This window comes from Streptomyces smyrnaeus, from assembly GCF_017676345.1.
Classification (GTDB): Bacteria; Actinomycetota; Actinomycetes; order Streptomycetales; family Streptomycetaceae; genus Streptomyces; species Streptomyces smyrnaeus.
In genome coordinates, this window is the sequence record NZ_JAFFZM010000003.1 from 241207 (window position 1) to 255461 (window position 14255).

12 protein-coding genes and 1 pseudogene are annotated in these 14255 nt (G+C 72.4%); 8 read left to right on the forward strand and 5 right to left on the reverse strand.

All coding sequences use genetic code 11. The features are described 5' to 3' along the window. Positions 1 to 100: 100 nt before the first annotated feature. Positions 101 to 1741, reverse strand: coding sequence for a multicopper oxidase family protein (locus tag JW613_RS07200; protein ID WP_209209855.1), 1641 nt, complete (start codon positions 1739 to 1741; stop codon positions 101 to 103). Then, positions 1738 to 2271, reverse strand: a complete 534-nt coding sequence (locus tag JW613_RS07205) for a hypothetical protein (protein ID WP_209209856.1) — start codon at positions 2269 to 2271, stop codon at positions 1738 to 1740. The genes JW613_RS07200 and JW613_RS07205 overlap by 4 nt, the downstream gene beginning before the upstream one ends. A 172-nt stretch (positions 2272 to 2443) precedes the next feature. Here JW613_RS07205 and JW613_RS07210 point away from each other — a divergent pair, with 172 nt between their 5' ends. Genes JW613_RS07210 through JW613_RS07220 form a run of 3 tightly spaced genes read left to right on the forward strand, consistent with a single transcriptional unit; the run spans position 2444 to position 5229 of the window. Then, positions 2444 to 3730, forward strand: a complete 1287-nt coding sequence (locus JW613_RS07210) for an NAD(P)-binding domain-containing protein (RefSeq protein ID WP_209209857.1) — start codon at positions 2444 to 2446, stop codon at positions 3728 to 3730. Further along, entirely contained in the window at positions 3727 to 4179 is a 453-nt protein-coding gene (locus JW613_RS07215) for an SCP2 sterol-binding domain-containing protein (protein ID WP_209209858.1), read from the forward strand. The genes JW613_RS07210 and JW613_RS07215 overlap by 4 nt, the downstream gene beginning before the upstream one ends. A gap of 60 nt (positions 4180 to 4239) precedes the next feature. Next, a complete protein-coding gene (locus tag JW613_RS07220; RefSeq protein ID WP_209209859.1) occupies positions 4240 to 5229 on the forward strand; it encodes a carbohydrate kinase family protein in 990 nt (329 codons plus the stop codon). 105 nt (positions 5230 to 5334) lie between these two features. Here the strand turns inward: JW613_RS07220 and JW613_RS07225 are convergent, their stop codons facing one another. Then, entirely contained in the window at positions 5335 to 5799 is a 465-nt protein-coding gene (locus tag JW613_RS07225) for a PPOX class F420-dependent oxidoreductase (RefSeq protein WP_099879559.1), read from the reverse strand. 70 nt (positions 5800 to 5869) lie between these two features. Further along, positions 5870 to 6772 (reverse strand): hypothetical protein, encoded by a 903-nt coding sequence (locus JW613_RS07230; protein ID WP_209209860.1) that lies wholly within the window; start codon positions 6770 to 6772, stop codon positions 5870 to 5872. A gap of 307 nt (positions 6773 to 7079) precedes the next feature. Here JW613_RS07230 and JW613_RS07235 point away from each other — a divergent pair, with 307 nt between their 5' ends. The 5 genes and pseudogenes from JW613_RS07235 to JW613_RS07255 all read left to right on the forward strand — a co-directional run bounded on the left by JW613_RS07235 (position 7080) and on the right by JW613_RS07255 (position 12728). Next, positions 7080 to 7373, forward strand: a complete 294-nt coding sequence (locus tag JW613_RS07235) for a sigma-70 family RNA polymerase sigma factor (RefSeq protein WP_209209861.1) — start codon at positions 7080 to 7082, stop codon at positions 7371 to 7373. A gap of 119 nt (positions 7374 to 7492) precedes the next feature. Further along, on the forward strand, positions 7493 to 8458 hold the full coding sequence (locus tag JW613_RS07240; protein WP_099886397.1) for a Ppx/GppA family phosphatase: 966 nt from the start codon (positions 7493 to 7495) through the stop codon (positions 8456 to 8458). Between the two features lie 55 nt (positions 8459 to 8513). Next, positions 8514 to 11385, forward strand: a pseudogene (locus JW613_RS36740) (endo-alpha-N-acetylgalactosaminidase family protein); the annotation flags it as partial. Positions 11386 to 11498: 113 nt separating this feature from the next. Then, complete coding sequence (locus tag JW613_RS07250) at positions 11499 to 12386, forward strand: helix-turn-helix domain-containing protein (RefSeq protein WP_209210001.1); 888 nt, start codon at positions 11499 to 11501, stop codon at positions 12384 to 12386. Between the two features lie 9 nt (positions 12387 to 12395). Continuing rightward, positions 12396 to 12728, forward strand: a complete 333-nt coding sequence (locus JW613_RS07255) for a chorismate mutase (protein ID WP_209209862.1) — start codon at positions 12396 to 12398, stop codon at positions 12726 to 12728. Between the two features lie 65 nt (positions 12729 to 12793). On the opposite strand, the gene pyk is transcribed toward JW613_RS07255, so the two are convergent. Further along, positions 12794 to 14221 carry a pyruvate kinase gene (pyk, locus tag JW613_RS07260; RefSeq protein WP_209209863.1) on the reverse strand — a complete coding sequence of 476 codons (1428 nt, stop codon included), beginning with the start codon at positions 14219 to 14221 and terminating at the stop codon, positions 12794 to 12796. Positions 14222 to 14255: the final 34 nt, after the last annotated feature.

Below are 14255 nucleotides of genomic sequence, written 5' to 3' on the forward strand. Positions count from 1 at the left end.
CCAACATGACGAGGAAGACGGTGGCCGACCCGCCTAGGAGACGGGTCGGCCTTCGCTGGAGCCGGCTGTCACCACGGCCCGGGCCCTCGGTCGGGGATGCTCACACCACGCGGAAGTCCGCCATCATCGCCATGTCCTCGTGCTCCAGGTTGTGGCAGTGGAACATGTACCGCCCCCGGTACCCGGCGAACCGTACGAGGACGTCCACCACCTCGTACGGCCGCACATCCACCGTGTCCTTCCATCCCGCGTCGGTGGCCGACGGCGACTTCCCGCCCCTGGCCAACACCTGGAAGTGCGCCAGGTGGAGGTGGACCGGGTGGTGGAAGTCGCTGGTGAAGCGCCACCGTTCCACGGTGTCGAGCCGGGGCCTGGCGAGCGCCGCGCCCGGGTCGTACGGCTTGCCGTTGACGGTCCACATCCGCATCCCGTCCACCTGCTTGAGGCGGAAGTCGAACTGCCGCTCGGCCACCGCCTGCCCGGCCCGCAGCTTCCGCAGGTCGGCCAGCCGCCCGGGCACCTTCGGGGCGCCGCCCCGGCCGGCCTTCCGGGTCACCCGGAAGCGCATCACATCCCGGGTGCCGCCACTGCCCAGCGTGTTGACGAGCCGCACCAGCGACCCCACGGGATACGCCCCGAAGTCGACGACGACATCGAACCGCTCGGCGGGCGAGACGGGCAGCGCCTCGTGCGAGCGGGGCGCGTCCAGCAGCCCGCCGTCGCTGCCGACCTGGACGAACGCGGCACCCTGGCGGGGGCCGGGATCGAGGATGAGCCGGTAGCGGCGCGCGTTGGAGGCGTTGAGGACGCGGAAGCGGTACCGCTCGGCGCTGACCTCCAGCTCCGGCCAGGGCGCCCCGTTGACCAGGACGACATCCCCCATCACCCCCTCCATGTACGCCTCGCGCACCCCGGGCTCCTTGGTCAGCGAGGGGTCGAGCGAGGGGTAGCGCAGCGAGCCGTCCTCCTCGAAGGCCCGGTCGCAGATCATCAGCGGAATGTCCCGGCTGCCCTCGGGCAGCGGCAGCCCGGCCTCCTCGTCGTCGTGTATCAGGAACATCCCGGCCAGCCCTCGCCACACCTGCGGAGCGCTGAAGTCCATCCGGTGATCGTGGTACCACAGCGTGGCCGCCGGCTGGTCGAGCGGATACACGTACTCCTTGTGGCCGCGCGAGACCGTCCACTCGGAGGGCTTCACCATGCTGTGCTTCCCGTGCCCGTGGCTCTTGCGCGGATCGGGGAAACCGGGTGGCAGCACCAGATCGGTCGGGTGCCCGTCGAACTCCGGCTCCTGGACGCCGCCGTGCAGATGGGTGGAGGTCGGCAGTGCGAGCTTGTTGCGTACCCGCAGCCGCAGCTCACGACCCGACTCGCCGACGAAGGTGGGCCCGGGGAAGCGCCCGTCGTACCCCCACACCTCGGTCTTGAGGCCCGGCAGGATCTCCTGGCGCGCCGTGCGCTGCTCCACCTCGTGGACGGTCGCGCCGCCCCGCGTACGCACCGGCTCGGCCACCGGCGGCACCGGCAGCGGCACCTGGAAGGGCTCGGGCAGCTCGGCGCTGCTGCGCAGCAGTTCACCGGCGACCTCGTCACCGGGGCCCGGCGCACCGCATCCGGCGGCCCCGCCCAGCGCGGCGGCCGCTCCCGCGCCCGAGGCCAGCGCGAGGAAGCGCCGTCGGCCCGGGCCGCCGCGCACCGGGCCCGGCCCGCCGGCTTCCCCGGCTTCGCGCGGCGCGCTCATCCACGCCTCCCGCGTCCCGGCCGGTACCCGTAGGCCCAGTGGAGCAGGGCGGTGGAGGCGGCCACCATGAACACTCCGACCGGAATGTGCAGGTCCAGTTCCCGCGCGTACCCCCAGCCGTCCTGCATGACGACGGTGAAACTCAGCAGCACGGTGGCCCCGATCGGCCACAGCGGGCCGCGGCCCGGCCGCCACACCAGCACGGCCGCCAGCACCTGGAACCAGCTGGTGATGGAGATGACGAACGAATTGGCCTCGTGCAGCTTGAGCAGATCGACATCGCCGCTGATGAACATGCCGGCCAGCACCGGCTGGATCAGCAGGAGCAGGAAGAAGAGCGTCGCCACTGTCCGCAGCGCGACGACGGGCCAGCCGCGCACCGTGGGCGGGGGCGCGGCAGCGGTGCCGTCCTCACCGGTGGTCGCGGTGGCGGCGGCTGCGGTGGTGGCGGGCGGCGGGGCCTCTCCCGGGGCGGACCCGCGAGCAGCGTCCGGGGCGCCGGTGAGGCCCCCGTCGGGAATGTGTGCCATGGCGTGATCTCTCCGGGGTCGGGGTCTGCACCGAGCGTAGAAAGACGCCCTCGAGCAAGACTTGAGCCGCCTGCCCGGCGGCGCCCGCCGCCCGGTCCGGAGCGGGCCTCGATCGGATGTCGAGCGCGGACGGCGACCGTGGAGGGCGATCCCACGCATTGGAGGCCGCACCATGGAAGCTGACTCCCGGCCACCGTTCCGCGTCATGCTGCGGATGGAGGTCCACCCCGGCAGGCGGCAGGAGTTCGAGCGCACCTGGCTCCAGGTGGCCACCGGCATCGCGCGCGAGCCCGCCAACCGGGGCCAGAAGCTGGTGCGTTCGGTCGACGACGAGCACGTCTACTACGTCTTCACCGACTGGGCCGACGAGTCCTCCTTCCGTACGTTCGAGCTGAGCGAGGCCCACGTCGAGAACCGGCGCAGGCTGCAGCCGTTCCGGCGGGGCGGTGAGATGGTCGTCACCGAGACCGTCCACGACCTGCCACCGGCGCCCGCGGCAGGCACCGGGACCGCGGCAGGCCCTCGGACTGCGGCACAGGACGCGGCCGACCGGCCGAGCCCCGGGTCCGCCGTCGGGGAACCGCTGGCCTTCATCGGCCTGGGCAACATGGGCGGCGGCATGGCCCACCGGCTCCTGGCGGCGGGGCGCACCCTGACCGTCCACAACCGCACGGCCGCCAAGGCGGCGCCGCTGGCCGAGGCGGGCGCCACGGTGGCCGCGAGCCCGGCCGAGGCCGCGAAGGGCCACAGCGTCGTGCTGCTCAGCCTGGCCGACGAGGCGGCCGTCGAAGAGGTGCTCTTCGGACAGGTGGCCGAGGTGCTGGCGCCGGGCGCCGTGGTCGTCGACACCTCCACCGTCTCCCCCGCGTACGCGCGCGAGTGCGCGCAGCGGCTCGACCGGCTCGGGCTGCGCCGGGTGGAGGCGTGCGTGGTCGGCAACCCCTTCCAGGCCCGTGAGGGCAAGCTGCGCGTCTACACCAGCGGCGAGAAGAGCGACCTCGCCCGGGTCGGCGACATCCTGGACACCCTCGGCGCGCAGGTCGTCCATCTCGGAGCACCCGGCACCGCCGCCACCCTCAAGCTCATCTTCAACCTGCTGCTCGGCGCGCAGGTGGCCTCCCTCGCCGAGGCGGTGGCCTACGGCGTCGCCGCCGGGCTGGACCGCGACCGGCTGCTGGCCTCCGTCGCCGAGAGCGGATTCAGCTCGGTGGTACTGCGCTTCCGCGCCGAACTGATGCGCAAGGCCAGCTACGAGCCCGCGTTCTTCCGCTCCACGCTGATGGAGAAGGATCTGCGCCTCGCCCTCGGCGACGCGGCGGTCGCCGGTGTGCCGCTGCCCGTCCTCGACTCCGTACGCGAGCGCTTCGCCGACGTCAACGCGGCCGGCGACGGCGACAAGGACGCCTCCGTACTGCTGGAACACACGGTCCGCGACGGCGGCGCCAAGGCGGAGTCGTGACCGCGCGCGAGGCGATGTTCCACCAGCTGCGCAACATCGCCCGCTCCAGCACGGCCGCCACCCCCTCGCCGCCGCCCGACGAGGTGGAGGCGCTGCTGGACCTGGTCTTCGAATGGTTCCGTGCCCGGTTCAGCCCCCGGCGCGCCGGGGACGCGTCCGGCACCTTCCACTACGAGATCGACACCCCGCTCGGCGTACGGCACCGCTATGTCGTCGTGTGCCGGGGCACCTGCACCACTCCCGCCACGCTCGACGGCGCACCCGACGCCACCATCGGCGTGGCGCTGCCCGACCTGGTGGCACTGGCGGTGGGGGAGTTGAAGGGCACCGACGCGTTCGTGGGCGGCCGGCTGAAGATCTCGGGCGACGCGTTCTTCGCCATGAACTGGATCGAGTGGTTCGGCGCCCGCAGCGGCCACCCGCCCGGTCCCGCCCCGGACCCGGCCTGACCCTCGGCCGTCCCCCACCCCACCCCCACCGCAAAGCTTCCAGCCGGCAAGGAGACTCCCGTGCGGATAGCCGTGACAGGTTCGATCGCCACGGACCACCTGATGACGTTCCCCGGCCGCTTCAGCGACCAACTCCTGCCCGACAGCCTGCACACGGTCTCGCTCTCCTTCCTCGTGGAGGAGCTGGAGATCCGGCGCGGCGGGGTCGCGGCCAACATCGCCTTCGGCCTCGGCGGGCTCGGACTGACCCCGGTGCTGGTCGGGGCGGCGGGCAGCGACTGGACGGACTACCAGCTGTGGCTCAAGGAGCACGGCGTCGACACCGACTCCGTGCACGTGAGCGGCAGCCGCCACACCGCCCGCTTCGTGTGCACCACCGACGCCGACCACAACCAGATCGGCTCCTTCTACCCGGGCGCCATGAGCGAGGCCCGTCACATCTCGCTGCACGAGGTGGCGCGCCGCACCGGTGGACTCGACCTGGTCGTCGTCGCCCCCGACGACCCCGAGGCGATGCTGCGCCACACCCGCGAATGTGCCGAACTGGGCCTCCCGTTCGCCGCCGACATCTCCCAGCAGCTCGCCGTCCTGGACCGCGACGGTGTACGGGCGCTGCTGGCCTCACCCGCGTATCTGTTCACCAACGCCTACGAGGCGGTGCTGCTCCAGGAGCGCACCGGCTGGACCGAGCAGCAGATCCTCGGCCGCGTCGGCACCTGGATCACCACCCGCGGCGCCGACGGGGTGCACATCGAGCGGGTCGGGGTCCGCCCCCTCGACGTCCCCGCCGTGCCCCTGGAACCGTCCGCCACCATCGACCCGACCGGCGCGGGCGACGCGTTCCGCGCGGGCTTCCTGGCGGGCCTCGCCCGGGGCGTCGGCCACGAACGCGCGGCCCGGCTCGGCAGTGCCCTGGCGACCACGGCGCTGGAGGTGACCGGCACCCAGACCTACGCCCTGGACCGGGGCCTGCTGGCGCGCCGGTTGCGTGACGCGTACGGCCAGGATGCGGCACAGGAGCTGGCCCCGTGTCTGTCGGCACTCGCCTGACACTGTTGCCTGACGACTGACGACTGACGACTGACGACTGACGACTGACGACTGGGACGTTCGGCCGACCCCGCCTGCGGCAGGGGCCCGGGGCCGGCAGCGCCCTCAGGAAGCCAGCCGGGCCGGGAACCCGCCCTTGGCGATCGGCCCCCACCTGCGCGGCGTCACCCGGATCAGCGACTTGCCCTGCTTGAGCATGGCCGTCCGGTACTCGTCCCAGTCCGGGTGCTCACCGGAGACGGACCGGTAGTACTCGACCAGCGGCTCCACCGCCTCGGGCACGTCCAGCACCTCGGCCTCCCCGTCGATCTGCACCCACGGCCCGTTCCACTCGTCGGACAGCACGATCACGCTCACCGCGGTGTCGCGCCGCGCGTTGTGCGTCTTGGCGCGCTCCGGGTACGTCGCGACGACGATCCGGCCCTCGGCGTCGACCCCGCACGTCAGCGGCGACGCCTGCGGTGTGCCGTCCGCCCGGCGCGTCAGCAGGATGGCCCGGTGCCGGGGCCGCACGAACTCCAGCAGTTCCTCGACCCCGACCCGGGTGTTGGTGGCAATGGAAGGGCTCATCCTCCGAACCTACGCCATGGCGCGCCCCGCCACGAGAAGCTGCGGCGGAAGGGACGGGGGCCGGGGCTTCCTACGTGTCGCAGGGCCACACCGAGCCGCACAGCCCGCACCGGGCCCGCACATGTCCGCGTACCGGCACCCGCACCCGCACCCGGCAGGTGGGGCACGGGAAGGAGACCCGCAGCGCCGAGCCGTCGCCCGGCTCGAAGGAGTACCCGGCGGCGCCCGGGCCGGCGTCGGTGCCGCCGCCCTGCCCGTGCCGCCGGTCGCGCACATAGCGCCGCCGCTCCAGCCACGGCGCGGCCGCCAGCGGCGGCACCTCCTCGTCCCGGTCGGCCACCTTCCGCCCCCGCTCGTAGGCCTCGTACGCCTGCGGGCTGGTGAACCAGATCGCCGGGTCCTCCCCGAACAGCCGCGCCCGCTTGGCCAGCACGTAGCCGAACTCCTCCGGGGTCAGATAGCCGAGCTTCTGCGAGGTGAGGGCGTCCTGCCGGAACGCGTCCAGTAGCAGCCAGCCGGCGCCCAAATAGGTGGTGGCGGTGTCGGTGAGGATCTCGTTGGCCCGGGTGCCGTCGAACGCCAGGCCGAGGCGGTGCAGCCAGACATGGGTGACCTCGTGGGCGAGGGCGGCGCCGATGTCGTGGCGGTGGCGTTTGAAGCGGGAGTTCAGCTCCACGAAGTACTCGGGCCCGGCCGTCAGTTCGACGTTCGCCGCATGTGTCATCTCGCGGAAGCTGACGATCACCCGCGCCTCGGGCAGCCGCAGGTGCCGCACCATCACTCCCGCGACGCGCTGCGCCCCCAGATACAGGTCGTCGGCGTCCGCGAAGGCGACATCCCCCGGGGCCACGCTGGTGTCGAAGCCGCGGACGGAGTCCGCCGACATCCGCCGATACAGCGCCGTGATCGCCTCGCGCACCGTCTCCAGGTGCGGAAACCCCCGCTCCACGGGGTCAGCCACCGAACCACCCATCCCACACCCCCAGCACGCGGCCTACCGCCACGATAACGCCGCCCCGGGCGCCCCGCCGGGCATCCTCGGTCACCGGCACCACGGACACCACCGGCACCACGGGACGGCAGACGGCAACCATTGCCCCTTGAGAAAAGTTGCGATCACCGGGGTTTGCGGCCGGTGCTGCCGGTAAGACGAAACGCCAGGTGCTTGGGAGGACAGGCACATCCGCGGGAGGTGACCGCCAACGGTCGCCCCGGGTGTGTCACCCGAGCCGCCTCCCGCGGTTGCCGGGGATGTTCGAGACCGGGAGGAGCGAGATCCTATGTGCGCCGCACGCCACCGTCACGTCCGCGACCGCCGGGACGTGCACACGTCCCACCAGGTACGTGAGCTGAGTGAGAAGGTGCGCGCCGCCGTCCGAGAGCTGAGCAGTACCACCCGGGCCCAGGCCCCCACCGTCGAACGGATCGCCCAGCAGGCCGGGCTGGCCGGGGACCAGGTGCGCACCGGGCTGGAGGCCATGGACAACTGCTGCGTCCTGGGACGGCACCGTGCCGCCGGGCCCGGGCACCGCACCGTCCGCCCGCACGCGACCGGGCGCGTGCCGGCCGCCTGACGGCCGCGGCCGCGGGGCGCTCTCCCGCCCCGCGGCCCCCGTGCGCCCCACGGCCACTCACGGGGCCCGGGCCACGAACAGACGAGGGCGCGGTACGGTCGTCGGTGGGAGGTTTCGGCTTGCGCGTGGGGGTACTGGATGTCGGTTCGAACACCGTACGGCTGGAGATAGCCGACGCCACCGGAGCGGTTCCCCTCCCGGTGCACACCGTCAAGTACCGGCTGCGGCTGGCGGACGACGTGGACAGCGAGGGCCGGCTGCCCGAGTACGCGGTCGAGCGGCTGGCCGAAGCGGCCACGGCGGCCGAGGAGGAGGCCCGGTCCTGGGGAGTGACCCGGCTGGCGGCCTTCGCGACGGCCATCGTCCGAGAGGCGCCCAACCGCGACCAGATCGTCGAAGCCGTACACAAACGCTCGGGGCTCCAGCTGCGGATCATGTCCGGTCGCCGCGAGGCGGAGCTGACGTTCCTGGCGGCCCGGCGTTGGATGGGCTGGCGGGCCGGACCGATGGTGCTGCTCGACATCGGCGGCGGCTCCGTGGAGGTGGCCTTCGGCCGCTCCGGAGTGCCGGACCTCGCCGTCTCGGCCCCGCTGGGCGCCGGCCGGCTCACCCGCGAGCACTTCGGCCCCGCCGACCCGCCGCCCGCCGAGCAACTGCGGGCCGTACGGCGCCAGGTACGGCACCAACTGCGCGATGTCACCGCCCGCATCCGCTGGGAGCAGCCGCACACCGCGGTGGCCACCTCCCGCACACTGCACCAGCTGGCCCGGCTGTGCGGGGCGGCGCCCGGCAGGGAAGGCCCGTTCACCCCGCGCTATCTCAAGCGCGGCCGGCTGCGCAAGGAGCTGAGCAGGCTGGCGCGGCTCCCGGCCGCCGAACGCGCCGAGCTGCCCGGTATCTCCCCCGCCCGGGCCGGCCAGGCACTGGCCGGCGCCCTGGTCGCGCACACCACCATGACACTGCTGGACATCAAGACGCTCCAGCTGTGCCCCTGGGCACTGCGCGAGGGTGTCCTGATCCACGAGCTCGAACAGGACGCCCCCGGCGCATCCGGAAGTCCAACAACTGCCCACACTTGTCCATAGGCAGCCGCACACCCGTCGGCGAAGGCTGGGTCGCCCAACCGGACCGTAGGGCGACAGCCTCCTGGTCGACGGCGCGGAACACCGGCCCCATGTCACGAGCAGACCGGGCGCCCGCAGTATCACCTACACCCTCACCCTGGACACCGGCACCGTACTCACCGTCGAGATCGAGGCCGACGGCCACCAGGTGCACTGGCGCGTCACCCGTATCGAGGAGAGCGCCACCGGACGCATCGGCACGCTCGGCCTCCCGCAGCTGGCCTTTCTGTCCGTCCGCTCCGACCAGCGGCCCGCGCCCGTGCTGTACGCCGCCCGTATCGAGCTGGACAAGGCCGCAAGCGGCGACACCCTCGTCGAACTGGCCGACGGCACCCGGATTGATCCGGAACCGGTCGGCTGCGCATACGCGGTCGTGGCCACCGGCGATCTCGCCGCGGCCGTCGAGACCAACACCAGCTACGACGAGCCGACCGGGACCAAGGGCGCCACCTGGGAGAACGGCAGGTTCTGGCGGCAGACGGTCAGCGACCGGAAAGCGGTGGTGGCCCGGCTGACTTGCGGCCAGTGGACGTACCGCGCCGCCACCGCCGGGCCCGAGCAGACCGAGCCGCTGCCGCAGGTCACCGTCGTCGTCACCCGGGACCGCAACGGCGACGGGGTCGCCGACTGGCAGGACGCGGCCATCGCGATGCGGGACATCATGGTCGAACCGCGCGGCGCCGACGAACAGCATCTGCGGGTGGTCCCGCACATCCCGTTCAACTTCGCCAGCCAGGCCACCAACCCGTTCCTGACCACCCTCGACCACGTCAAACGCATCCACCTGGCAACCGACGGGCTGCGCCAGTTCGCCCTGCTCAAGGGCTACCAGTCCGAGGGCCACGACTCCGCGCACCCCGACTACGCGGGCAACTACAACAATCGCGCCGGCGGGCTGGCGGACCTGAACACCCTGCTGCGCAAGGGCAAGCGGTGGAACTGCGACTTCGCGGTGCACGTCAACGCCACCGAGTCGTACCCGGTCGCCCACGCCTTCTCCGAGACCCTCGTCGACAAGACGGACGAACAGTGGGACTGGCTGGACCAGTCCTACCGCATCGACCAGCGCCGCGACCTGGTATCCGGCGACATCACCGCGCGCTTCCGCAAGCTGCGCGAGGACACCGACGAGGGACTCAACTGCCTCTACATCGATGTCTTCGGCGAGTCGGGCTGGACCTCCGACCGCCTCCAGCGGGTCCTGGACGAACAGGGCTGGATGGTCACCACCGAGTGGGGCCACGGCCTGGAGCGGTCGGCGCTGTGGTCGCACTGGGCGACCGAGACCGACTACGGCGGCGACACCTCGCGCGGCATCAACTCCCGCCTCATCCGCTTCATCCGCAACCACCAGAAGGACGTCTTCGCCGACAAGTGGCCCACCCTGCTCGGCGCGGCCCGGATGGGCAACTACGAGGGCTGGCGGGGCAAGACCGACTGGCACGCCTTCTACCGGCTCATCTGGACCCACAGCCTCCCCGCCAAGTACCTCCAGGCCAGGCCCATCCGCACCTGGCGGGAGCACGAGATCACCTTCGAGGGCGCCGAGGCCACCACCGTCACCGACACCGACGGCAGGCGCCGCATCACCACCGACGGCCGGAAGGTCTACGACGACGGCACGTACCTGCTGCCCTGGGAGCCCCGCAAGGCCACCGACCCGCCGAAGCTCTACCACTACAACCCCCGCGGCGGATGCACCACCTGGCGGCTGCCCGCCGGCTGGTCGGACGCCCGCACGGTCCATCTCCACCCGCTGACCGGCCGGGGCCGGGGCGCACCGCGCCGGGTGGCCGTCTCGGGCGGCGAGGTCACGCTGACCGCCGAGCCCGACCAGCCGTACGTCCTGTACCGCACCCCCGCGCCCGCACCGCCCGACCCCCGCTGGGGCGAGGGCACCCCGCTGGCCGACCCCGGCTTCCACGCGGGCGATCTCGCGGCGTGGACCGTCCAGGGCGCGGCCAGCGTGGCGGCCGGCGAACGCGGCGACAACGAGCTCGTCTTCCCGCCGGGCGGCGCCGCCTCCGTCAGCCAGCGCGCGGCCCGGCTGCGGCCGGGCAGCTACGCCGCCTCGGTCCAGGTGCAGGTGGGCACCGAGGCGGGCCACCGGCGCCGTGCCGCGCTCACCGTCCGCACCGCCGACGGTGTCACCGCGCAGAACTGGACCACATCCTCCACCGCCACCAACCACGTCGCGGCCGACCTCAAGCACGGCACCCGCTTCCAGCGGATGACGACCTGGTTCACCGTGCCCGAAGGCGGCGGACCGGTCACCCTCGCCCTCACGGTGGGGAAGGGCGAGGTACCGGTCCGCTTCGACGACGTACGGATCGTCCCCGGCACTCCCTCCGGGCGGCGCGGCACACTCGTGCACGAGGACTTCGAGCATGTGCCGCACGGTTGGGGGCCGTTCGTCAAGGGCGACGCGGGCGGCACCACCGACCCGCGCACCCTCCCCCAGCTAACGCTGGGAGGTGCCCCCAGCCCAGCGGCACGCGCCCTACACCCAGCGCGGCTGGAACGGCAAAGCTGTCGACGACGTGATCGGGGGGAGCGAGTCGCTCAAGTCCCGGGGCGAGAACACCGGCCTCGTCCACCGCACGGTCGCGCACACCGCCCGCTTCGAGCCGGGGAAGACCTACCGCGTCGCGTTCCGCTACCAGAACGAGAAGGCAGGCCAGTACGCCTGGGTCACCGGGGTGGACGAGCCGGACGCACGGGAGCTGGAGCGCACACCGCTGCCGGTCGCCACCGGAACGGCCACCCACACCTACGAGTTCACCGCACCCGAACAGGGCGAGGCGTGGGTCGGCCTGCGCAACGTGGGTGACGACGGCAAGGCCGAGTTCGTACTGGACACCTTCACGGTGACCCGGGCGAGCGCATGAGCGGCGGTCGCCGGCCGACGGACCGGTGACCGACCGGGGTGATCACCGTACGCTGCTGCCCTGAACGAGTGAGGGGAGCGCCTGCGGTGGCCGAGCACCGGTACCAGTCCTGGATGCGGCACTTCACTCCGGGGCCCGTCCACCACCGCCTCGGACTGGTCTGCCTCGGCGTCGGAATGCAGCACGGCGCTCTGCCCCCGGTCGGTCCCCGCACCCTCGACCACCATGTCGCGGTCGTCGTCAGCGGCGGCCGCGGCTGGTACGTCGACCCCCGCGATCCGGAAGGGGCCCGCCAAGAGGTGGTGGCACCCGCGCTGCTGTGGATCGTCCCCGGCGTACCGCACCACTTCGGCGCCGACCCCCGCGAGGGCTGGGACGAGAGCTTCGTCGACTTCACCGGCTCCGCCGTGACCGCCTACACCGAACTGGGCTGCATCGAGCCGGGCCGCCCCCTCGTCCCGCTCACCGACGCGGACCCGGCCCGCGCCGCCATAGCGCGCGTCGCCCGCGCGGCCCGCCCCGGGAATCCGCTGCTCGAGGTGGAGGCTGCCGCAGCCGTCCACGAACTCCTCGTCGCCCTGCGCAGGGCCCGCGCCGACACCACGGCCGACGGCGCACCCGTGCTGGAGGCCCTGGCCCGCGACGCGTTCCTCCCGCTCTCCGTGGCCGACCACGCCGCCCGGCACGGTATGACCCCCGCCGAGCTGCGCGCCGCCGTACGCCGCAGCGCCGGGTGCAGCCCGAAGGACTATCTGCTGGGTATCCGGCTGGGCCGCGCCAAGGAACTGCTGGCCGGCACCCAGCTGCCCGTCTCCACGGTCGCCCGCCGCGTCGGCTACGACGACCCGGCCTACTTCTCCCGCCTCTTCACCCGACGGGTGGGCACCCCGCCCATCCACTTCCGCGCCACCCAGTCCCGCAAGGTCCCCGGCGGCTACGCCGGCCGCGTCCCCGACCCGGACCACCCGCCGACCATCCCGTGCAGTCGGCTCAGCGGATAGGGTCGAGCGATGACCAGCAGCAACATCCAGCAGCCCGACGAGTCCGTACGCGCGGAGCTGACCGCGCTGCGCGACAGCATCGACAACATCGATGCCGCCGTGGTGCACATGCTCGCCGAGCGTTTCAAGTGCACCCAGCGCGTCGGCCGCCTCAAGGCCGACCACCAGCTGCCCCCGGCCGATCCGGCCCGTGAGGCCCGGCAGATCGCCCGCCTGCGCGAGCTCGCCAAGGACGCCAAGCTGGACCCGGCCTTCGCCGAGAAGTTGCTGAACTTCATCATCGCCGAGGTCATCCGCCACCACGAGCAGATCGCCGGGGGAGCCGGGCAGCGGGACCGCTGACCCGGCCGCCGGGTCGCGGCGGCCGGGTCGCACCGGTCCGGGAATCGTCCCTCAGAAGTCCTGCCTCAGGAGTCCTCCTCGCCCAGCCGGTGCACCCGCACCAGGTTGGTCGAGCCGGGGACTCCGGGCGGCGAGCCGGCGGTGATGATGACCAGGTCACCGCGGTCGCAGCGGCCCAGCTTCAGCAGCATCTCGTCGACCTGGTCCACCATCTCGTCCGTGGTCTGCACCATCGGGCCGAGGAAGGTCTCGACGCCCCAGGTGAGATTGAGCTGCGAACGGGTCGACGCGTCCGGGGTGAACGCCAGCACCGGGATGGGGGAGCGGTAGCGGGACAGCCGGCGGACCGTGTCGCCGGACTGGGTGAAGGCCACCAGGTACTTGGCGCCGAGGAAGTCGCCCATCTCCGCTGCCGCCCGCGCCACGGCGCCGCCCTGGGTGCGCGGCTTGCTGCTCTGCGTCAGCGGCGGCAGCCCCTTGGCGAGCATGTCCTCCTCGGCCGCCTCGACGATCCGGCTCATCGTGCGCACCGTCTCGATCGGATACTTGCCCACGCTCGTCTCGCCCGAGAGCATCACCGCGTCGGTGCCGTCCATCACCGCGTTGGCGACGTCGGAGGCCTCCGCGCGGGTGGGGCGGGACGCGTCGATCATCGAGTCCAGCATCTGCGTCGCCACGATCACCGGCTTGGCGTTCCGCCTGCACAGCTTGATGGCCCGCTTCTGCACCAGCGGCACCTGCTCCAGCGGCATCTCCACGCCCAGGTCACCGCGGGCGACCATGACACCGTCGAACGCGTCGACGATGGACTCCAGGTTCGCCACCGCCTGCGGCTTCTCCAGCTTGGCGAGGACCGGCAGCTGGCGGCCCTCCTCCGCCATGACGCGGTGCACCTCCTTGATGTCGTGCCCGCTGCGCACGAAGGAGAGCGCGATCAGGTCGGCACCCGTGCGCAGCGCCCAGCGCAGGTCCTCGACGTCCTTGTCGGAGAGCGCGGGCACGGAGACGGCGACGCCCGGCAGATTGAGGCCCTTGTGGTCGGAGACCATCCCGCCCTCGATGACCATGGTGTGCACCACGGAGCCCTCGACGCGGGTGACTTCCAGGGTGACCCGGCCGTCGTCCACCAGGATCCGCTCACCGGCCGTGACATCGGCGGCCAGTCCCGGATAGGTGGTGCCGCACATCGAGCGGTCACCCTCCATGTCCTCCACGGTGATGGCGAACTCGTCGCCCCGTTCAAGGAGTACAGGCCCTTCCTGGAATCGACCCAGCCGGATCTTCGGACCTTGAAGGTCCGCGAGCACCCCCACGTTCCGCTTCGTCTCCTCGGCGGCGGCGCGCACCCGGTGGTAGCGCTCTTCGTGCTCGGAGTGCGTGCCGTGGCTCATGTTGAACCGGGCGACATCCATTCCCGCTTCCACGAGCGTCTTGATCTGCTCGTACGAGTCGGTGGACGGGCCCAGGGTGCTGACGATTTTTGCTCGGCGCATAGCCAGAGCCTAAGACTTACCGACGCGTAAAGAA